16 protein-coding genes are annotated in these 20031 nt (G+C 65.9%); 11 read left to right on the forward strand and 5 right to left on the reverse strand.

The window, feature by feature from the left end; genetic code table 11:
• The first annotated feature begins 146 nt into the window (after positions 1-146).
• The 8 genes from ASE50_RS06855 (at position 147) to ASE50_RS06890 (ending at position 7963) form a co-directional block, all read left to right on the forward strand.
• Complete coding sequence (locus ASE50_RS06855) at positions 147-647, forward strand: 2Fe-2S iron-sulfur cluster-binding protein (RefSeq protein WP_056397513.1); 501 nt, start codon at positions 147-149, stop codon at positions 645-647.
• Positions 644-1633, forward strand: coding sequence for an FAD binding domain-containing protein (locus ASE50_RS06860; protein WP_056397516.1), 990 nt, complete (start codon positions 644-646; stop codon positions 1631-1633). The genes ASE50_RS06855 and ASE50_RS06860 overlap by 4 nt, the downstream gene beginning before the upstream one ends.
• Positions 1630-3969 (forward strand): xanthine dehydrogenase family protein molybdopterin-binding subunit, encoded by a 2340-nt coding sequence (locus tag ASE50_RS06865; RefSeq protein WP_056397519.1) that lies wholly within the window; start codon positions 1630-1632, stop codon positions 3967-3969. Before ASE50_RS06860 ends, ASE50_RS06865 begins: the two co-directional genes overlap by 4 nt.
• A 187-nt stretch (positions 3970-4156) precedes the next feature.
• Complete coding sequence (locus tag ASE50_RS06870; RefSeq protein ID WP_056397522.1) at positions 4157-5461, forward strand: cation:proton antiporter; 1305 nt, start codon at positions 4157-4159, stop codon at positions 5459-5461.
• Between the two features lie 116 nt (positions 5462-5577).
• A complete protein-coding gene (locus ASE50_RS06875; protein WP_056397526.1) occupies positions 5578-6699 on the forward strand; it encodes a DUF3182 family protein in 1122 nt (373 codons plus the stop codon).
• Entirely contained in the window at positions 6696-7472 is a 777-nt protein-coding gene (locus ASE50_RS06880) for an alpha/beta hydrolase family protein (RefSeq protein WP_235512227.1), read from the forward strand. The genes ASE50_RS06875 and ASE50_RS06880 overlap by 4 nt, the downstream gene beginning before the upstream one ends.
• A gap of 75 nt (positions 7473-7547) precedes the next feature.
• Complete coding sequence (gene rpsU / locus ASE50_RS06885) at positions 7548-7748, forward strand: 30S ribosomal protein S21 (protein WP_055997902.1); 201 nt, start codon at positions 7548-7550, stop codon at positions 7746-7748.
• Between the two features lie 11 nt (positions 7749-7759).
• Positions 7760-7963, forward strand: a complete 204-nt coding sequence (locus tag ASE50_RS06890) for a DUF5818 domain-containing protein (protein ID WP_056397529.1) — start codon at positions 7760-7762, stop codon at positions 7961-7963.
• 39 nt (positions 7964-8002) lie between these two features.
• On the opposite strand, the gene ASE50_RS06895 is transcribed toward ASE50_RS06890, so the two are convergent.
• The gene (locus tag ASE50_RS06895; protein WP_321163368.1) at positions 8003-9592 is read right to left on the reverse strand and encodes a serralysin family metalloprotease; all 1590 of its coding nucleotides are present in this window, start codon (positions 9590-9592) and stop codon (positions 8003-8005) included.
• Between the two features lie 249 nt (positions 9593-9841).
• Here ASE50_RS06895 and ASE50_RS18210 point away from each other — a divergent pair, with 249 nt between their 5' ends.
• Positions 9842-10177, forward strand: coding sequence for an AprI/Inh family metalloprotease inhibitor (locus ASE50_RS18210; protein ID WP_162236172.1), 336 nt, complete (start codon positions 9842-9844; stop codon positions 10175-10177).
• 278 nt (positions 10178-10455) lie between these two features.
• Here ASE50_RS18210 and ASE50_RS06905 read toward each other — a convergent pair whose 3' ends face one another.
• From ASE50_RS06905 to ASE50_RS06915, 3 genes are all read right to left on the reverse strand, one after another.
• Positions 10456-12543, reverse strand: coding sequence for a catalase (locus tag ASE50_RS06905; protein WP_056397538.1), 2088 nt, complete (start codon positions 12541-12543; stop codon positions 10456-10458).
• A 154-nt stretch (positions 12544-12697) separates the two neighbouring features.
• The gene (locus ASE50_RS06910; protein ID WP_235512228.1) at positions 12698-15685 is read right to left on the reverse strand and encodes a TonB-dependent receptor plug domain-containing protein; all 2988 of its coding nucleotides are present in this window, start codon (positions 15683-15685) and stop codon (positions 12698-12700) included.
• A gap of 468 nt (positions 15686-16153) precedes the next feature.
• Positions 16154-16423 carry a hypothetical protein gene (locus tag ASE50_RS06915; RefSeq protein ID WP_056397543.1) on the reverse strand — a complete coding sequence of 90 codons (270 nt, stop codon included), beginning with the start codon at positions 16421-16423 and terminating at the stop codon, positions 16154-16156.
• Between the two features lie 249 nt (positions 16424-16672).
• On the opposite strand from ASE50_RS06915, the gene ASE50_RS06920 reads away from it, so the two are divergent.
• Positions 16673-17236, forward strand: a complete 564-nt coding sequence (locus ASE50_RS06920; RefSeq protein WP_056397545.1) for a sigma-70 family RNA polymerase sigma factor — start codon at positions 16673-16675, stop codon at positions 17234-17236.
• Complete coding sequence (locus tag ASE50_RS06925) at positions 17229-17897, forward strand: anti-sigma factor domain-containing protein (protein ID WP_156347412.1); 669 nt, start codon at positions 17229-17231, stop codon at positions 17895-17897. The genes ASE50_RS06920 and ASE50_RS06925 overlap by 8 nt, the downstream gene beginning before the upstream one ends.
• Positions 17898-17946: 49 nt before the next feature.
• Here ASE50_RS06925 and ASE50_RS06930 read toward each other — a convergent pair whose 3' ends face one another.
• On the reverse strand, positions 17947-19872 hold the full coding sequence (locus ASE50_RS06930) for a prolyl oligopeptidase family serine peptidase (RefSeq protein ID WP_056397551.1): 1926 nt from the start codon (positions 19870-19872) through the stop codon (positions 17947-17949).
• Positions 19873-20031 lie beyond the last annotated feature (159 nt).

Genomic DNA, 20031 nt, shown 5'->3' on the forward strand with positions numbered 1-20031 from the left:
CGACGTGATGATGACGGGAGAGCGGCAGACCGGAAATACGCCATATCGGGTAGCGCGTCGGTGCCGGGCCGACCGAAAATGGCAGCTTTTCAAAGTTTCGCACTGTGATAGCCTGTCGCGATCCAGCCATTCCGACGGAGACAGGCGTGTCGCTCATCATCAACGGGGTGGCGGTCGCGCCGCCGGCCGATCCCCGCACCTCGCTGCTCGACCATCTGCGCGAGACGTTGCACCTGACCGGCACCAAGAAGGGCTGCAACCAGGGGGCGTGCGGGGCGTGTACCGTGCTGGCCGATGGCGAGCGCATTCTGTCGTGCCTCGCGCTGGCGGTGCAATATGACGGCCGGTCGATCACGACGATCGAGGGGGTGGGGCAGGGCGATGTGCTGCACCCGCTGCAACAGGCGTTCATCGAGCATGACGGGTTCCAGTGCGGCTATTGCACGCCCGGCCAGATCTGTTCGGCGCTGGGCATGATTGCCGAGGCGAAGCGCGGCGTGCCGAGCAACGTCTCCGTCGACCTGACCGTCGCCGTCACGCTGAACCGCGAAGAGGTGCAGGAACGGATGAGCGGCAATCTGTGCCGGTGCGGCGCGCATAACGGCATCATCGATGCGATCCGGCACAGCATGGGGGCGGCGGCATGACCCCGTTCGACTATGCGCGCGCGGACGATGTGGCGACGGCGTTGCGGATGGCCGCGGGGGAGGGCACCGCGTTTCTGGGCGGCGGCACCAATCTGGTCGACCTGATGCGCGAAACGGTGGCGCGGCCGACCCGGCTGATCGACGTCACCGGACTGTCGGACACAATCGAGGAGACCGATGGCGGCGGGCTGCGCATCGGCGCGGCGGTGCGCAACACTGCATTGGCCGAACATCCCGCCGTCCGCAGCCGCTATCCGGTGCTGTCCCGCGCGATCCTCGCGGGGGCATCGGCACAGATCCGCAACATGGCGACGGTCGGCGGCAACCTGCTGCAACGGACGCGCTGCACCTATTTCTACGACACCGACGGGTCGCGCTGTAACAAGCGGGTGGTCGGATCGGGGTGCGATGCGCTGGGCGGGTTCAATCGCATCCATGCGGTGCTCGGCGCGTCGGAGGCGTGCGTGGCGACGCATCCGTCCGACCTGTGCGTGGCGTTCGCCGCGCTCGACGCGGTGGTGCAGGTCGCCGGCCCCGATGGCATGCGCGCGATCGCGTTCGACCAGTTCCACCGGCTGCCCGGCGACCGGCCCGATCTGGACACGGTGCTGGCACCCGGCGAGCTGATCGTCGCGGTCGAGGTCCCGCCCGCCCCGGTCGCGGCAAATTCGACCTATCGCAAGGTCCGCGACCGGGCGAGCTATGCCTTTGCCCTGATCTCGGTCGCGGCGGCGCTGACGATCGAGGACGACCGGATCGCCGAACTGCGCATCGCGTTCGGCGGGGTCGCGCACAAGCCGTGGCGCGCGCGAACGGCGGAAGCGGCGCTGCTAGGGCAGGTGCCGGGCGAAGTGGCGTTCCGCGCGGCGGCGGCGGCGGAGTTTGCCGATGCGCAGGTGCTGCGCGACAATGGTTTCAAACCGGTGCTGGCGGAACGGACGCTGGCGGCGGTGCTGGGCGAACTGGCGACGGGAGCACGGGCATGAGCATCATCGACAGCGCCAAGCAGACCGCACAGGGGATGGTGATGGGCGCGCTGCAAAAGCTGGTGCCGCTGGCCCCCGACAGCTGGATTCCCGGCGGGGTTCCCGACCCGTTGATAGCGCGCAAGCACGGGCTGATCGGCACGCCGGTGTCGCGGCTCGACGGGCCGTTGAAGGTCGGCGGCGGCGCGCCGTTCGCCGCCGAATTCCGGTTCGACGGCATGACCTATGCCGCGCTCGCCTATGCGACGATCGCGCGCGGGCGGATCACCGCGATCGACGGCGCGGCGGCGGAGGGCGCGCCGGGCGTGGTGCTGGTGATGACCCACCGCAATGCACCGCGGATGAAGACCCCGGCGATGTTCGGCACGTCGATGAGTGCGGTCGGGCCGGACACGATCCCGATCCTGCAGGACGATCAGGTACACTGGAACGGACAGCCGATCGCCTGCGTCCTCGCCGAAACGCAGGAACAGGCCGACCATGCCGCCTCGCTGCTGCGCTTCACCTATGCTGAAGTGCCGGCGGTGACGACGCTGGCGGCGGCAAAGGCCAGGGGCATCGAACAGGGGCTGTTCATGGGACAGCCACTGCGCAACGACATCGGCGATGCCGAGGCGGCGCTGGCGGCGGCACCGCACCGCGTCGACCGGCGTTATACGACGCCGCGCCACAACCATAACCCGATCGAACCGCATGCCGCGACGCTGGCATGGATCGACGGCGAACTGGTGATCCACGACGCCAGCCAGATGGTCGCGCAACAGGCGCAGACCATGGCCGAGGTGTTCGGGATGAAGCCCGACAAGGTCCGGCTGACATCGCCCTATGTCGGGGGCGGCTTCGGGTCGAAGGGGTTGTGGGAGCATCAGGTGATCGCCGCCGCCGCCGCGAAGCTCGCCGGGCGACCGGTGCGCATCGCCCTGTCGCGCGAGGGCGTCTATCGCGTCGTCGGCGGGCGGACGCTGACCGAACAGCGCGTGGCGATCGGTGCGCAGGCCGATGGCCGCTTCACCGCGCTGGTCCATAGCGGGCTGTCGGTGATGACGCCGCACAATGCGATGCCCGAACCCTTCATCCTCGGTACGCGGTCGGCCTATGCGGTGCCGAACATCGCGCTGAAGGTCGAGGTGGCGCGGGTGCAGATGCTGGCCAATACCTTCATGCGCGCACCGGGCGAGGCGGTCGGCACCTTCGCGCTGGAATCGGCGATCGACGAACTGGCCGACGATCTGGGCATCGATCCGGTCGAACTGCGCATCCGCAACGAACCCGACCGCGACCCGACATCGGGGTTGCCCTTTTCCTCGCGGCATATCGTCACCGCGTGGCGACAGGGGGCGGAACGCTTCGGATGGAGCGACCGGCCGCAGACGGCGACGCGGCGCGACGGCGCATGGCGGATCGGCATGGGCTGCGCGACCGGTACCTATCCCTATTACCGGATGCCCGGGGCGAAGGCACGGCTGACGCTGACCCGCGACGGCGACGACGTGCGCGCCTTTGTCGAGGTTGCGGCAGCGGAGATGGGCATGGGCACCGGCACGACCACCGCGATCGTCACCGCCGAACGGCTCGGCCTGCCGCTCGACCGGGTCGATGTCGGCTATGGCGACAGCGCCATTCCCGGCGCGATCATGGCCGGCGGATCGCAACAGACCGCGGCGATCGGTGCGGCGGTCATCGCCGCGCACAATGCGCTGTCCGCCGAGCTGCTGAAACTGGCCGGCAATGATTCGCCGCTGGCCGGCCTGTCGGCAAAGGAGATCGGCAGCGAGGGCGGCGGGCTGGCGAAGCTCGACGATCCGGCCCGACGCGAAAGCTATGCGTCAATCCTGCGCCGCGCCGGGCGCGACAGCATCAGCGTGACCGAGGCCGGCTCGCCCCCGCTCGAATTCATGCACTGGTCGATGCATTCGCACAGCGCCCTGTTCTGCGAGGTCGGGGTCGACGACGTGACGGGCGAGGTGCGGGTGCGCCGCTTCCTCGGCGCGTTCGACTGCGGCCGCATCCTGAACCCGCGCACCGCCGCCAGCCAGTTTCGCGGCGGCATCGTCATGGGGCTGGGCATGGCGTTGATGGAGGAGACGCAGTTCGACGAACGCAACGGCCGGATCATGAACCCCAGCCTCGCCGAATATCATGTGCCGGTGCATCTCGACGTGCCGGAGATCGACGTGATCTGGACCGACATCCCCGACCCCCACACGCCGATGGGCGCGCATGGCATCGGCGAGATCGGCATCACCGGCGTCGCGGCGGCGGTGGCGAACGCGGTCTACAACGCGACCGGTCGCCGCATCCGCGACCTGCCGATCACGCTCGACAAACTGTTGTAGGGGGCGGCATCCGCGTCGCTGCGGTGTAGCGTCGCGGCAACATTCGGCGGCGTGCCGAGGGAAAAACGAAGCCGCATCCGTGCTGTCGCTGCGAATGCCGCTTGCCCTCGCCCGTCGCTGCGGCAATTCGTTGGCAAATACCGGGCCGCCCGAAGCGGTCGGACGAAACGACCCGGGGGAGGGGCGGATGGCGTTACCGGAACTGAGCGTAGCATTTTTCCTGCAAATCTTCGTCATCGTCGGCGCGTGCCGGGCGATGGGCTGGTTCGGGAAACGCTTTCTCGACCAACCGCAGGTGGTGGGGGAAATGATCGCGGGGGTCGTGCTCGGCCCGTCGCTTCTGGGATTGATCGCGCCCGATCTGCAGGCGGCGATCTTTCCCAAGGATGCCAAGCCGATCCTGTACGTCTGCGCGCAACTGGGCGTCGGGCTGTATATGTTCCTTGTCGGGCTGGGGTTCCGCACCGATCATTTCCGGCTGAACGCCCGCAGCGCGATCGCCGTGTCGCTGTCGGGGATGGCGGCACCGTTTCTCGTCGCGTTCGCGCTGACGCCGTGGCTGCTCGGCCTCGACCTGTTCGGCAAGGGGATTACGAGCCTGCAGGTCACGCTGTTCATGGGGGCGTGCATCTCGATCACTGCGTTTCCGATGCTGGCGCGGATCATCCATGAGCGCGGGCTGACCGGTACACCGCTCGGATCGCTGTCGCTGTCGGCGGGGGCGATCGACGATGCCGGGGCGTGGGTGGTGCTGGCGATCGTGCTGGCCAGCTTCGGCGGCGGCAGCGAGGTGGCGGTCAAGGCGATCGTGGGCGGCGGCGCGTTCGCGGCGTTCATGATCGTGCTCGGGCCGAAGGTGCTGGCCCCGCTGACCCGCTGGGCCGAACGCGAGGGGCGGGTGACGCAGCCGATGCTGGCGGTCGTCGTCATGCTGTTCGGCCTCAGCGCATGGGCGATGGATGCGGCGGGGATGCATTCGGTGTTCGGCGGTTTCCTGCTGGGCGTGGTCATGCCGCGCGGGGTGCTGACGCGCGAGGTGCGCAAGCAGGTCGAACCCTTCACCACCGCGCTGCTGGTGCCGATGTTCTTCGCGTTTTCGGGGCTGAACACGCAGTTGACGATGGTCAACAGCGTCGACCTGATCCTCGTCACGGCGGTCATCCTGATCGGGTCGATCGGGGCGAAGGGCGTGGCATGCTGGGCGGCGGCGCGGGCGACCGGGCAGGACAATGCGACGGCGATGGCGGTCGGCACGCTGATGAACGCGCGCGGGCTGATGGAACTCATCATCATCAATATCGGGCTGCAAAAGGGGATTATCGGCCCGGCGCTGTTTTCGATGCTGGTCATCATGGCGATCGTGACGACGCTGATGGCGTCGCCGTTGTTCGAGATCGTGTATGGCCGCAAGGCGCGCGCGGCAGGCGCACTGGGGCAGTTGCACGAAGGGGACGATGCCGCGCCCGCCCCGGCCCGCCCGTCGCTGCGGTAGCATCGACAGGGGCCGGTCGGTCGGGATCGGTACGGACGGGGAAGTTGTCGGTATCGCTGAACCGGTTTGCGGCATGGTGCGTTGGCGCGACGTTCCTCTGATGCAGGCGAAACGGCATGCTCCACGCTTCCGCGATCGACCCGACCCCGGCCGTCCTTCCGCTCCCCCCGATCCGCGTCGTCGCCGCGCCGGGCGATGTCGATCGCCGCACCGGCAACGTTCACGACCACCGCTCGCGCGAAATGCTGCTGACCCGGATCGCGGCACTGCTCGACATCGGCATCGGTGAACCGGTCGAGGATGCGACGCTGCATGTGCCGGGCGACGCGATCGAAGCGGCGGTGGCGAAGGATCTGGGCATCCGCCGGCGCGACCAGATACTGGGCGGCGTCGTTCCCGCCGCCTTCGTGGCGACCAAGGCGATCACCCACGGCCTGTTGCACCCCGACGCCCGATGCCCGCCGCTCTGGTCGCCGGCGATGGCCGAACTGATGGGCGATGCCGCGCTGACCGGCTATACCGCGTTCAGCCGCGAGGATGCGTTCGCCGCCGGGCAGCGCCTGCTGGCCACCGGCCCGGTCCGCATCAAGGACGTGTGTGCCAAGGCCGGGCTGGGCCAGATCGTCGTCCATCACGAAGCCGTGCTCGCCGATGCCCTGTCGCGCGAAACCGACGAAGATCTGGCGCGCGACGGTATCGTGCTCGAGGAAAATCTTACAGAAGTCGTGACATACAGCATCGGCGTCATCGAACTCGGCCACCGCACGATCAGCTATTGGGGTAGCCAGAATCTGGCGACCGACCATCAGGGTCGCGAGGTATATGGCGGGTCGGACCTGTATGTCGTGCGCGGCGGGCTCGACACGCTCGCCGCCGAACCGTTGTCGCCGGCGATCGCGCGGGCGGTGGCCTGTGCCGGGGCGTTCGACCGGGCGGCGCAGCTTGCCTATCCCGACCTGCTGCTGACGCGCCGCAACTATGACGTGATCGAGGGTACCGATGCGGCTGGTGCCCGGCGGATCGGCGTGCTGGAGCAATCGTGGCGCGTCGGCGGGGCCAGCGGTGCCGAGATCGCTGCGTTCGAGGCATTGCGCGACGAACCCGACACCCATGCCGTGCGCTGCTCGACGGTCGAAATCTATGCCGAGATCGATCCGCCGACCGGAGCAACGGTCTATTTTCGCGGCGTCGATCCGCGGGTCGGGCCGATGACCAAATATGCGGTGAGGCTGGCGTGAGCGATCCCGAGCGGTTGGACGAAGGGCGCGTCATGCTGCGCGTCGACGGACAGAAGCTGACCGGTACGCTGATCGAACCCGAGGCGCCGGTGCCCGGTTTCCTGTTCGTCCATGGCTGGGGCGGCGATCAGGCGGAGGATTTCGGACAGGCCGAGGAGCTGGCCCGGCTCGGATGTGTCTGTTTCACCTTCGACCTGCGCGGCCATGCCGGCAGCGATGCCGACCGCAACGAGGTCACGCGGCAGAACAGCCTCGACGATGTCATTGCCGCCTATGACCATCTCGCATCCCACCCGTTGATCGATCGTGGGGCGATCGGGGTGATCGGCACCAGCTATGGCGGCTATCTGTCGGCGTTGTTGAGTGCCCGGCGTCCAATCCGCTGGATGGCGTTGCGCGTGCCGGCGCTGTACCCCGACGCACATTGGGACACGCCCAAGGCGCTGCTCGACAAGGAGGTCGTGCGCGCCTACCGCCAGCAGCCGCAGGACGAGCGGGGCGACCGGGCGCTCGCCGCCTGTGCGGCTTTTCGTGGCGACGTGCTGATCGTCGAGTCCGAAAAGGACGAGCAAATTCCGCGCGAAGCGATGCTGTCCTATCAGTCGGCGTTTCGCAACGCGAACTCGCTCAGCCACCGGATTCTGCACGGCGCGACCCATGCGATGCGCGATCCGCGGCACCAGCGGACCTACACGACCTTGCTTCTGCACTGGATCGATGAGATGGTCCGCGCGAGCCGCAGGACAGATCGCGGATTGCCAAATGTAAGCTAATCGTAATAGGCGGTGCCGGATAGCCCGGCAAAACCGGCTCTTGCCGATTCGAATCAACCTAGGACCTTATACCTCATGCAGATCATCGTTCGCGATAACAATGTCGATCAGGCGCTGCGAGCGCTCAAGAAGAAGCTGCAGCGCGAAGGCGTGTATCGCGAAATGAAGCTGCGCCGGCATTACGAAAAGCCGTCGGAAAAGCGTGCCCGTGAACGCGCCGCCGCGATCAGCCGCGCACGCAAGGCCGACCGCAAGCGCGCAGAACGCGACCGCTGAGCCGGGCGGCGATGCCGACCATCGGCACCCGCATCGATGAAAGCGGAACGCTGATCCGCGAAGGTGGCGCCTTTTATCTGCGGCGTGATCTGGGCGGGCGGTATCAGCTCGAACTGCACCGTACGCCGGTGGATGAAGTCGAAAAGCGTGTCCGACTGGTCGGCACGCTGGTCGGTGCCGATCTGGTCAACGCCGACAGCGTCATGCTCGCGTGAACCGGCCGGGGCGGGCAGGGTGCTCGCCCCGGTGGTCGCTCACCAATACAGGTCGCTGCCCGACAGCGTCCCCGTGACCGACAGCATGAAGTCGGCAACGCCGTCGCCATTCTGGTCGAGGGACAGCATCGTCGTGCCGTTGCTGCTGGCAATCACCGCCTGTCCCGCGCGCCCGCTAAACTGTGCGACCTGGCTGAATGCCTGATCGCCCGATACCGACAGGTCGGCGTCGATCGCCGACAGGTCGATCTTGTCGACGCCGGTGGCGAAATCGGTGATCCGGTCGCGGACGCTCGACGTCGAATCGTCGATCGCGGTGAAGACGAAGATGTCCGCCCCGCTGCCGCCCGTTAGCACGTCCGCCCCGCCGCCGCCGATCAGTACGTCGTTGCCGGCATTGCCGACCAGTTGGTTGGCGACTTCGTTCCCGACGATGCGGTCGGCACCCGACCCGCCGCGCGCATTCTCGATCGTCGCGCCCTGCGCGATGGCGACATTGCCCTTCAGCCCGCCGACGTCCGAAAAATTGCCGTCGTTCAGGTCGATCAGCTGTGCGCTGGCATAGCCCGAAAAGTCGAACGTGTCGTTGCCGCCCGCGTCCCATGCCGCGAAGATCAGCGCCGAGCTGCCCGACGTCGCGGTATAATAGTCGCGCCCGGTGTTCGACCCGAAGCCATAGACGGTGTCGCCGGTGCGGGTGGTGTTGTTCGCGCCATAGAGCCGCTGGGCCGCGGCGACATCGTCAAGCAACGGTGCCGCCGCGTAATAGCCGCCATTGTCGCCGCCGGTGTTGGTTTCCGACCAATAGCTCATCACCGAATATTGCCGCGTATCCTCGTAATAGGATGCGCTGTTGGCATAGGTCGGGGATCCGTTGCCGGCATTGTAGTCGCCCGGATGGCCGAGGCCGAGCGCATGGCCGATCTCGTGGATCAGGACCTGCCCGCCATAGTTCAGGTTGTCGGGCGCGCGGTTGTAGCTGAGCGAACTGTTGTACCAGCTGTCACCGCCGACGCCGCTGCCGGGATAATAGGCGAAGGCCGCCGCCCCCGACGCGCCGCTGGAATAATTGCCCAGCAGCATCTGCGCATTGTTGCTATACCCGTTGCCGCTGTCGACCCGGCGAAAGGTGACGCGCGCGACATCGGCCCATGCCTGCAATGCGATCGTGGTCTGTTCGATCTGCGCATCGTTGAAGCGCGAGAACCCGGCGGTGCCGTTGGGCATCGACGTGGGCGCGGTGGCGCGGAAGGCATAGGTGACCTCGGCCGCCTGTCCCAGCGTCGAGCCGTTCCACGTCTGGTTCGCGCGGCCGATCTGTGCGGCGGCCTCGCCGATCGTCAGCGACTGCTTGCCGTTCGGGCCGGCATCGCCGCGCTGCTCGCCGTTCAGCGCCGCCTGCGGACCCGATCCGGTTCCCTGATCGGGCGTGCCGCCGTTCATGCAGCCCCAGCAATGGCATCCCTCGGCGGCGGCCGCCGTCTGGGACGACTGGTGCGACTGCCACGCTTCCCACCCGAAGCCGAACGATGCGCCGGGAGCGGCGATCGCCATGACGGCGGACGGGGTTGGTGCTGTCGAAATCGCCGGCAAGTCATAGCCGCCGATCACGGCGTTGCTATCGTTCATCAGCCGGTGCAATAACGATGTCGGATCGGGACCGGTCGGTCCGTCGAAATATTGTTCGGACATGTTTCCGATAACGGGAGTTGTGGAATGCGCTACGGCCACAGATATTCTCCACACAGACGCGCCACGATCGCACGGAGCGGACGCGTATTTCGGTACGTTCGGGGAATGACGTTTGGTGTCGCCCCATTAGTATTCTTTATCAATACGCCCGCATCCGCAACGCTTGGTACGAAGAAGGACATCGAGATGACGCAACTTCACGGCGAACCGGCACAATCGAGCGGCAGTTTGAGGTTGGAGGAGCCCGCGGCGCTGGTTGGACGCTGGATCATCGCCACGCAAACGGGCGATTGCGCCATGGATTTCACCGCCCGACGGATCAATTCCGCCAATGCATGGGCGGTCGAGGATGCGATGGGATGCCTGACCGCACTGGCACCGGGCGTCGTCGGATGGCGGCCGACCCCCGACGGCATCGCGTTGGCGTCGGCCGACCGGCGCACGGTCGTGCTGTTCGCTACCGGTGCGGACGGATGGTCCGCGACACTACCGGGTGGTCCGGCGACGTTGCGTAAGGGGTAGGGTGGATTGCTTGCAGACCGAACGGATCGCGGTATCGCTTCCCTCCCTGATAAGGGAGGGGCTGGGGGTGGCGCGGCCTGCGAGCGGCGGTAACGATCCCCAACGGACCAACCCACCCCCGACCCCTCGCTTGTCAGGGAGGGGAGCCGCAGGCGACGGCGTCCGATGCATGTCGATCCGGGCCCAGGGCAGGGGCTCCGCAGCGGATTTACCACGGACTTGGTAAGAAGTTGCGGCGAAAGTAACGGGCCGAAGGGCGAACCCTCCGGCCGCGTCGATTACGCCAGGGTACGGACCTTGGGCTCGCGGTCCCAATAACGCTGCTTGGCGGCGTCGACGAAGGATGCGAGGTCGGTGATGCCCTCGTCCGCCTCGACGCCGGCCTTGTCGAGCAAGGGCTGCGCGGCGGCGTTGTGGCCGATCGCCTTCAGATGGCCGAACGCGTCCATGACCCACTGGACGGCTGCGCCTTCCTTGGTCAGCTTCTGCGCGGCTTCGTCCGACAGGATCACTGCACAGGCATCGACGGTGACCGAGGGCTGGCCGAACAGCTGCGCGTCGGCGGCGATGGTCGATCCGTCCGACAGCGGCACCTTGCCGACCTTCGGCGCGATCGTCATCGCATTGCCGCCGGCAGCCTTGACCGCGTCCTTCAGCGTCTTCAGCTCACCGGCATCGGTGCCGTCGGCGATCAGGATGCCGACGGTGCGCCCTTCCAGCGTATGCTTTTCCAGCGGTCCGCGAATGATGCGGAGCGCCGGCGACACATCCATGTCGAGCACCGGTGCGGCAGTCGGCGATGCGTCGGGCAGGTCCATCGCCAGCCCATCGGCGACGCGGCCCGCCAGCCCCTCGTCGACGTTGCGCAGATTGGCGAGTACCGCGCTGCGGATATGATCGAGGCTGACCTTCGACAGCTCGAACACCAGCGCAGAGGCGATGTGCGCCTGTTCGGCCGGGTCCATCGACCGGAAGAATAGCCGCGCCTGACTGTAATGATCGGCGAAACTTTCGGGGCGGATGCGCAGTTTCTGGCCCTGCTCTTCCGAGGGATATGTCTTGTACCCCTTTTCCGGGTCCTCCCGCGCGCCGGCTTCCTCGCCGGCCTTCGCCAGACTGTTCGGCTCGTAATTGGCGCGGCCCTTGGGCACCGCCATCTGCATGTGGCCGTCGCGCTGCTGGTTCAGGAATGGGCAGCCCGCCGCTTCGGCGCGGCCCTTGGCGGCGTTGATCGGCAGCTGGTGGAAATTGACCGATCCGAGTCGCGACAGCTGCGTATCGGTATAGCTGAACAGCCGCCCTTGCAGCAGCGGATCGTTCGAAAAGCCGATGCCGGGGACGACATGGCTCGGCACGAACGCCGCCTGTTCGGTTTCGGCGAAGAAATTGTCGGGATAACGGTCGAGCACCATCCGCCCGACGATGCGGACCGGCAGGACTTCCTCCGGAATGATCTTGGTCGCGTCGAGTACGTCATAGGGCTGGCTGTCGGCAAAGGCCTCGTCGAACAGCTGGACGCCCAGTTCCCATTCGGGATAGTCGCCCCGGTCGATCCGTTCGAACAGGTCGCGACGCTGGAAATCGGGGTCGGCACCGGCGATCTTCACCGTTTCGTCCCAGATGGTCGAGGCGAGACCCGCCTTGGGCTTCCAGTGGAACTTGACGAAGGTCGACTTGCCCGCCGCATCGATCAGGCGGAAGGTGTGGACGCCGAACCCTTCCATGTTGGCAAAGGTACGCGGCAGCGTCCGGTCCGACATCGCCCACATGATCATATGCGTCGATTCGGGCATCAGTGAGATGAAGTCCCAGAAGGTGTCGTGCGCGGTCGCCGCCTGCGGATATCCGCGATCCGCCTCCATCTTGGCAGCATGGATCAGGTCGGGGAACTTGATCGCGTCCTGGATGAAGAACACCGGGATGTTGTTGCCGACCAGATCCCAATTGCCTTCGCGCGTGTAGAATTTCACCGCGAAGCCGCGCACATCGCGCGGCGTATCCACCGATCCCGATCCGCCCGCGACCGTCGAGAAGCGGACGAACACGTCGGTGCGCTGCCCCTTCTTCTGGAACAGGTCGGCGACGGTGATGTCGGACAGGCTGTCGGTGCATTCGAAATAGCCATGCGCGGCCGATCCGCGGGCATGGACGATACGTTCGGGAATGCGCTCGTGATCGAAGTGGTTCATCTTCTCGCGGAAGACTTCGTCCTCGATCAGCACGGGTCCACGCGCGCCCGCCTTCAACTGGTTCTGGTTGTCGGAAATCGGCGTGCCGTGGTTGGTGGTCAGCACCGGGTGATCGGCATCGGTCGTCTGATGCGTCTCGCCGCCGGTTCCGGGGTTGCGGGCAATGTGATCGGTCATGGCAATCCTTCTCGTTCGGAATGCTAACGGATCGCGACCCCGCTAAGTTGCCCAAGAGAAAACGCTTTGTCCGAAATCGCCGCCGCTCGTCGTGCTCGCGCCATTACCCCGGATCAAAAGGAAAGGCCCCGATCGCTCGGGGCCTTCCGGATGGTCAGAACTTGATATTCGCGTTGGCGAAGAACTGCCGCCCGACATAGTCGTAGCCCGAATAAAGCGGAGCGTTGGCAACGGTCGTGAACCCGATCGCGCTGATCCGCGGCGGCTTGGTGTCGAGCAGATTGCGGACACCGAAGGTGAACTGATACTGCTTCTGCACATTGAACTGCAGCGACAAGGAATGCAGGAAGTAGCTGCTTGCCTCCAAATAATAGTTGTCGCGATATTCCTGTTGCAGATCGGCGTCGATTTCACCGGTCAGGTTGTCGAATGCGAAATAGTCATAGGTCCGGTTGCGGTCGCCACCGGTCCAGTCGAGACCGTAGCGGATCGTGACCGGATCGATGCTGAACGTCGCGTCGAAATTGCCGACCCAATCCGGCGCGGTCAGGATCCCGTTAGAATCCGTCAGGAATTCTTCCGGGAACAGGCGCGTCGATTGTTCGGTATATTTGGTGACGTTGGCGTTCAGGATGAACTTTCCGCCGAGCAGTTCGCGGGCATAGCGGCCGTTGAATTCGAAGCCCTTGACGATGTTTTCCGACAGGTTGACGAAGCTGCTCGTCACCGTCAGCGCCTGATTGCTGTCGCGCTGGACGAACCGGCAGAAGCCTTCGGTCGGATTGAAGTTCGCACTGCCGTAGCAACGCTGCAGGATCGTCGTTCCGCTCAGGTCCGAAACGCCGTTGTCGACCTTCACGTCGAAATAATCGAGCGACAGCGATAGCTGGCCGATCGCTTCGGGCAACCGCGGACTGATGACGGCACCGATCGTCCAGTTGGTCGACGTTTCGGCGCTCAGGCCCGCTTCGGCACCGCCGACGCGGAACGACGTGATGCCGCTGCGCTGTTCGAAGTCCGCTGGCAGGCCGATCGAGGCGCAGTTGCGCGCGACGATCTGCTGGTTCGGCGACTGTTCGCCCGCGACCGGCAGCGCGCTGCACGGATCGCTGTTCGAGCCCAGGAAGCCGCTGGTGGCGCCGAGGAACTGTTCGGCCAGCGCCGGCGCGCGGTACGACGTGCCATAGCTGCCGCGGATGCCGAAGCCGCGGAACGGTTCCCATTCGCCCGCGATCTTGTAGGTCACGTCCGAACCATAGGACGCATAGTCGGTATAGCGCGCCGATCCGGTCAGGTTCAGACGATAGAAGAATGGCTGATCCTCGAGCAGCGGCACGAAGATTTCACCGAAGCCTTCCTTCACATTGTCCTTGCCGACCGTCGGCGTCGCCGCGGTCAGACCGTACAGGTTGCCGTTGACTGAATTGAGATCGGGCTGGTCGTTCAGGCTCTGTCGGCGATGCTCGACGCCCAGCGCGACTTGCACGTCACCGGCGGGCAGACGGACCAGTGGGCCGTCGATATTGAACGCATAGGTCGTTTCGCGGAAGCGGGTCTTCCCGATCGTGTTCTGGACGATGTAGTTGCGGAAATCGGTCGGCAACTGGCCGCCGATCACCGCCGCGCTCAGGAACGGGGCAGCGACGCAGTTGGCGTTCGAGGCGATGCTGGCGCAGCTGAACGTGCCGTTGGCGTTGGCAGTGACGTTCAGCGAATTGGCGAGCCGGTCGATCAGGAAGGACTCGGCTTCGTAGGTGCCGTCGTTGAACGACTTGCCGATATAGGCGTCATAGCGCCAGTTGGGGAAGAAGAAGTCGCCGCGCACGCCGCCCGACGCGCGGACATAGTCCACCGTCTGGGCAGAGGAGGTCATGCCATAGCCGATGAACGCCCGCGCCGCGATGTTGCGGCCGCTCGACGTGTTGGTGGGGTTGGCGAAGGCGCCGTTGCGGATCGCTTCGGGAAGCAGCGGGCTGCCCTGGAGATAATCGAGCGACAGCTGACGATAGAGGTCCGTCGACGACTTGCGCCGCGTCGCCAGCAATTCGCCATACACTTCGGCATTGCCGAGGAAGTCCAGCTTGTAGGTCGCCGACAGATAGCCGGTATAGATTTCGGTATCGTTGATGAGCGGCTCTTCCTCCTGCCGCGGATCGAAGGTGTCGCGGTCATAGGTGCCGACGCCGAGATAGCCGGGGAACGGGCCGGTGGTCTGGCCGGGCGCTGGTACGAACCGGTTGAACCGGCCGACGGCACCGCTGGTACGCCCGATCGCATCACGGGTCGGCAGGCCCAGCGTATTGATCGTCACGCCGCCATTATCGAGCGTGAAACAGGCACGGGGATCGTCTGGCGAAAAATTGTCGCCCGAACCGAATGCCGAGCCCTCGCCGTTCAGGAAACCGCCGATCGGGCAGCCGAAAAACGGCACGTCGTTGCGCGAAAGGAGATCGCGTTTGCGATATTCGGCTGAGCCGATGACGCTCAAACGATCGTTGCTGAAGCCGAAGCTGGCGCTGGCGCGGCGATCGATGCCGGCTCCGACCTCGGGCACGTTCATCTGGAAATTGAGCTGGAGGCCCTTGAGCTTCTGGTCGGTGATGATGTTGACGACGCCGGCGACCGCGTCCGAGCCATAGACCGACGACGCGCCGGCCTTCAGCACCTCGATCCGTTCGACGATTGCGTTGGGCAGGACGTTCAGGTCGGCAGCGAGCAGCGATCCGCGCGTGCCGCCCGGTGCCAGTCGCCGACCGTTCAGCAGGATCAGCGTGCGGTTGGGGCCAAGGCCGCGCAGGCCAAGCGTGTTCGCGCCGCCCCCGCCGTCGGTGACGAAGCCGCCATAGGCGCTGTTGATCTGCGACGCGCCCTGCGCAACGGCATTGCTTTGCAACGCATCGCCGACGCTGGCGAAGCCGGCCTGGGTGATTTCGCCCCGACCGATCACGGTGATCGGTTCCGCCACCGAGAATTCATCGCGGCGGATGCGCGAACCGGTGACGACGATATCCGTGCCGACCGTCACGGTGCCGTCCTCGGCGTTCGGCGATTGCGGGTTCTGGGCGTCGCTCGGCACCTGGGTCGGATCGGGAACCGGGCTGGCTTGCGTATCGGTGGCGATGGTCTGAGCCGACGCAGGCAAAGCGATAGCGATAGCCAGCGGCGTCAATGCCGTGGCCACATAAAGATGTGACAGTTTCACAAAATTTCCCCGTTTTTCCGCCCGATAGGGCTTACCGATATAAGAGTATTCGTTCGGGAAGCCGGCAAGAGTGAAAATGTAGACGAAGCCTACTAACTTCGGAGCTGTCACATAAATGCCACGCTGGAAGTGTGATCGCAGGGTGGGGGGCGCTTCGAGATTCTGGACGGGTCGCACCGCACGGTCGGTTTCCGGGTGCTACGATGTTCGCAGATATGCGGGTTCCGACTGCTGCCGCATGACGTTTCGCTCGTGCGGAAATGGTCGCCGCCGACCATCGCGGACGGTTACCGTGCCCAGCGGCGACTGCCACCGGGAGCCGCAACGAAAAAGGCGCCCGCGTTGCCGTGGGCGCCTTTCCGGACCGGTATTGCCGTGCGTCGGCGCTACCGGCGGGTTCGGTTTCGATCAGATGCCGTTCTTCAGGTTGGTGTCGGCATCGTGGGTCCGCATGTCTTCGGCCTGGTTCTCGCCGGTCGCGCGAACTGCCTCGGCAGCGTTTTCCAGATTCGCCTCGACGACGTCGTTCGAGACGGCGTCCGCAGCGTCTTCGAGGTTGTCGGCAACCGCTTCTGCGTTCGCTTCGATATTGTCGGCGGCCTGTTCACGCGGGGTGTTGTTGCATGCGGCCAGCGACAGCAGACCGGCGGCGACGCCAAATGCAAATACCTTCTTCATCGTGTATCACCTTCCCTAAACCAGCGTTCGACATAACCAATGGCGAGAGCTTGGCAAGATATATCCGATTTCGGGGGTAAGCGGCTGTTTGAAAACGCCCGGATGCGCATTTTGCGGTGCCGGCCCGTGCACCCTGCCGGCCACCTCCGATCGGCGCATCGCGGTAGCACGTCGGCCATTCCGGCGGTAAGGACGCATGACCACCCGTTGTCCGATCGACGACCCGCCGACAAAGGACCTGTGCCGGATATGACGACCGACGCCCTCGAGGAACGCATCCGGTTATGCGAGATGCTGGAACGGGTCGCGGCCGAGGATCGGGATGCGTTGGGCGAATTATATCGCATGACGTCCGCCAAGCTCTTCGGCATCTGCCTGCGCATCTGTGGCGACCGCAGTTCGGCGGAAGACGTGCTGCACGAGGTGTATGCGATCATCTGGAAACGGGCCGGCGCGTTTCAGGTCGGGTCGCTCTATCCGGTCGCGTGGCTGGCGACGATCGCGCGCAACCGGGCGATCGACTGGGTCCGCGGACACGGCCGGCGGCCGATGCGCCCGATCGAGGAGGCGTTCGATATCGCCGACGATACGCCCGACCAGGCGGCGACGGCGGAGCGTGCCGAAACCGTGCAACGGCTTTATGACTGCCTGAACGAACTGACGCTTGCGCAGCGCGATGCCATCCGGACCGCCTTCGTCGACGGGATGACCTATGCCGAAATCGCCGACGCCCGCGGGGTACCATTGGGGACGATGAAGAGTTGGGTCCGACGCGGATTGTTGCAGCTTCGGGGGTGTGTCGGCGATGACTGATCCTGATCCCGAAACGATGGCCGCCGAGTTCGCGCTCGGCTTGCTGGAGGGTGACGATCGATCGGCGGCGTTGCGCCGGTCGCTGTCGGACCCGCAGTTCGCGCGTGAGGTCGAATGGTGGCGGCATCGCTTTGCCGCGCTGTTCGACGACGTTCGTCCCGTCGAGGCACCGCCACTGCGGACCGACCGGATTTTTCCGGCACCCGCGGCGAAACGATCGGGGTTCCGATGGGCGTTCGTTCCGCTGGCCGGCGCGATCGCGGCGTCGGTCGCGCTCCTGCTTGTCCAGCCGAAGGGGACGGTCGAACAGCCGTCGCCACGGGTGCAGCAGACGATGCTGGCGGTACTCGTGCCCGCCGACAAGAGCGATGCGCCCTTCGCAGCGTCGATCGACCTCGATGCCAGCGAGGTTCGCGTCGCGACCAGCGGTCTGGCACCGACGGGGAAAGACGCGCAGCTGTGGATCATCCGCGACGGTGTGCCGCATTCGATCGGTCTGCTCGACCGGGCCGGCGCGACACGCCTTACCCTGCCGGTGGCCGAGCGCGGTGCGCTGGGGACGAACGAGGTGCTGGCGATATCGATCGAACCGCTGGGCGGTTCGCCCGAACCGACGCCGACCGGCCCCGTCATCGCCAGCGGCGCGCTTTCGCAGACATAGGCCGGGGCGCGCCGCCATGCACGGGCATGGCGGACGCTTCAGCCACGTTCTACCGCGCGAACAACCGCCGCAGGAACACCGTTTCCACCTCGCGCCGCAGGTCGTTGTTCGGCTTTTTCAGAAAGCCGTGGCCTTCGTCGGCGAACAGCACATACCAGGTGTCGTTGCCGTTTGCGCGGAGGCGCGCCACGACCTGATCGGATTCCGATTGCGGCACGCGCGGGTCGTTGGCCCCCTGCATCACCAGCATCGGCTTGGTGATCCTTGCGACATTGGTGATCGGTGACACCCGCGTCAGCACAGCGCGCATCGCCGGATCGCGCTCGTCACCATATTCGGCGCGGCGATTGTCGCGGCGATAGGCTTCGGTGTTCTGGAGGAAGGTGTTCCAGTTGCTGATGCCATAGCGTTCGACCCCGCCGACCAGCCGGTCCGAATATTTGGTCATGACGGCAAGGCTCATGTAGCCGCCATAGGACTGGCCATAGACCGCGACGCGGGCCGCATCGAGGCCGGGCTGCGTGCCGATCCAGTCGAGCAACGCGCCGATATCCTTCACCGAATCTTCGCGCTTCGCGCCATTGTCGAGGTTCAGGTAGCGCTTGCCATAGCCGTCGCTGCCACGGACGTTGGGCAGGATCACCGTCGCCTTCAGCACATCGGCGAAATATTGCGCGCCATAGTTCCAGATCGGACGCGTCTGCGCCTCCGGTCCGCCATGGATGTCGATGATGACCGGCGTCCGCGTGCCCGCCGGCACTCCCCGGGGGCGATAGACGAACGCGGGCACCGACAGGCCGTCGAACGACGTGAACCGCACCAGCTCGGGCTCGGCGAGCGTGGCGGGATCGAGTTCGCCCAGTTCCGACACCGTCCAGCGCGTCAGGTCGCCGCCGGTCACCGGCCAGCTCCATACGTCGCCGGCCGACGTCGCCGAGGTGAGGCCGATCGCCAGATTCCGGCCATCCGGTGAGAATTTCAGCGCGGTCAGCACCCCGCGCGGCAGCACCGGTTGCGGCAGCGCCCGGCGGGTGACGCGATCCTGAACCACGATGCGCGAGAAGCCGTCCTCGTTCACGGCATAGGACAGCACGCGACCGTCATCGGTCAGGTCGAAGCTTTCGACATCCCATGCGAGGTCCGGGGTCAGGACCGTCTGCGCGCCGGTCGCGATATCGATCTCTACCAGTCGGCGGGTGTCGCTGCCGGCATCGGAGATGGCGATCAGTTTGCGGCCGCCTGGCAGATAGCGTGGGTCGGCATAGACGGCGGCAGCAGCCTTCGGCGCGATCCGCGTTGCCTTGCCGCTGGCGAGATCCAGCTCGAACAGCTGGTCCTCGCGGTTGGACAGGCTGCGCATGAAGATCAGCCGCGCGGCGTCGGGCGCGATATCGGCGGGCGCCACCGCACCGTCGGACTGGTAGAGCGTGCGCGGTTTCCCGCCCGCCTTCGGATCGATGCCGAGGATCGCATAGGCAGCGCTGCCCTTGGTCGCGCGCGCCCATGCCATCAGCGCACCGTCCTTGCTGAAGACCGGCGACTGGTTGCGCGTCCCGGCCTCGGTCAGCGGCGTCGCGACACCGGCGAGGCCGCGCGTGTAGAGCTGAAACCATTCGTCCCCGCCCGTGTCGCGCGTCATCACGAACCGGTCGCTGCCGGGGATCGTCGTCGCTGCGGCGACCGGTTCGGTGCCGAAGGTGATCTGCGTGCGTGCGCCGCCGGGGGCCGCAACATGATGCAGCTGCTGGGTCGCGCCGAAGCGCGTGGCGATCAGCATCGAACCGTCGGGCAGCCAATCCTCGAACTGCGCCGCCCGACTGTTCTGATAGCGTTGCACCGCCTCGCGCACATCGGCGGGAATGTCGGGCACGCCCGACAGGGTGGCGGTGCCGACCTGCCGCGTGGGCACGGTCTGCGCAGCGGTACCGGTGGCGAGGGCGAACAGCGCGACGGTGGCGACGAAAGGCTTGATCATTCGATGAGTGTCGGATGCCGGGCACCGCGAGGTCAAGGGCGCGGGCAATATGTCACCGCCCGGGACGCCGCGTGGCGTCCAATCCGGCGGAAAAAGCGACATCTATATGCGCGCACTATGCGATTACCCGGAATCGCTCTCGAATTGCTACGCGATATG

The sequence above is a fragment of the Sphingomonas sp. Leaf5 genome, assembly GCF_001421155.1.
Taxonomy (GTDB): Bacteria; Pseudomonadota; Alphaproteobacteria; order Sphingomonadales; family Sphingomonadaceae; genus Sphingomonas.

What these genes read in the sequence shown, in the direction of transcription:
- ASE50_RS06875 (WP_056397526.1), top strand. Translation starts at nt 5,578, where the DNA reads ATGCTCCACGCTTCCGCGATCGACCCGACCCCGGCCGTCCTTCCGCTC.
- ASE50_RS06905 (WP_056397538.1), bottom strand. Translation starts at nt 12,543, where the DNA reads ATGACCGATCACATTGCCCGCAACCCCGGAACCGGCGGCGAGACGCAT.
- ASE50_RS06860 (WP_056397516.1), top strand. Translation starts at nt 644, where the DNA reads ATGACCCCGTTCGACTATGCGCGCGCGGACGATGTGGCGACGGCGTTG.
- rpsU (WP_055997902.1), top strand. Translation starts at nt 7,548, where the DNA reads ATGCAGATCATCGTTCGCGATAACAATGTCGATCAGGCGCTGCGAGCG.
- ASE50_RS06925 (WP_156347412.1), top strand. Translation starts at nt 17,229, where the DNA reads ATGACTGATCCTGATCCCGAAACGATGGCCGCCGAGTTCGCGCTCGGC.
- ASE50_RS06930 (WP_056397551.1), bottom strand. Translation starts at nt 19,872, where the DNA reads ATGATCAAGCCTTTCGTCGCCACCGTCGCGCTGTTCGCCCTCGCCACC.
- ASE50_RS06865 (WP_056397519.1), top strand. Translation starts at nt 1,630, where the DNA reads ATGAGCATCATCGACAGCGCCAAGCAGACCGCACAGGGGATGGTGATG.
- ASE50_RS06920 (WP_056397545.1), top strand. Translation starts at nt 16,673, where the DNA reads ATGACGACCGACGCCCTCGAGGAACGCATCCGGTTATGCGAGATGCTG.
- ASE50_RS06890 (WP_056397529.1), top strand. Translation starts at nt 7,760, where the DNA reads ATGCCGACCATCGGCACCCGCATCGATGAAAGCGGAACGCTGATCCGC.
- ASE50_RS06915 (WP_056397543.1), bottom strand. Translation starts at nt 16,423, where the DNA reads ATGAAGAAGGTATTTGCATTTGGCGTCGCCGCCGGTCTGCTGTCGCTG.
- ASE50_RS18210 (WP_162236172.1), top strand. Translation starts at nt 9,842, where the DNA reads ATGACGCAACTTCACGGCGAACCGGCACAATCGAGCGGCAGTTTGAGG.
- ASE50_RS06895 (WP_321163368.1), bottom strand. Translation starts at nt 9,592, where the DNA reads ATGAACGATAGCAACGCCGTGATCGGCGGCTATGACTTGCCGGCGATT.
- ASE50_RS06870 (WP_056397522.1), top strand. Translation starts at nt 4,157, where the DNA reads ATGGCGTTACCGGAACTGAGCGTAGCATTTTTCCTGCAAATCTTCGTC.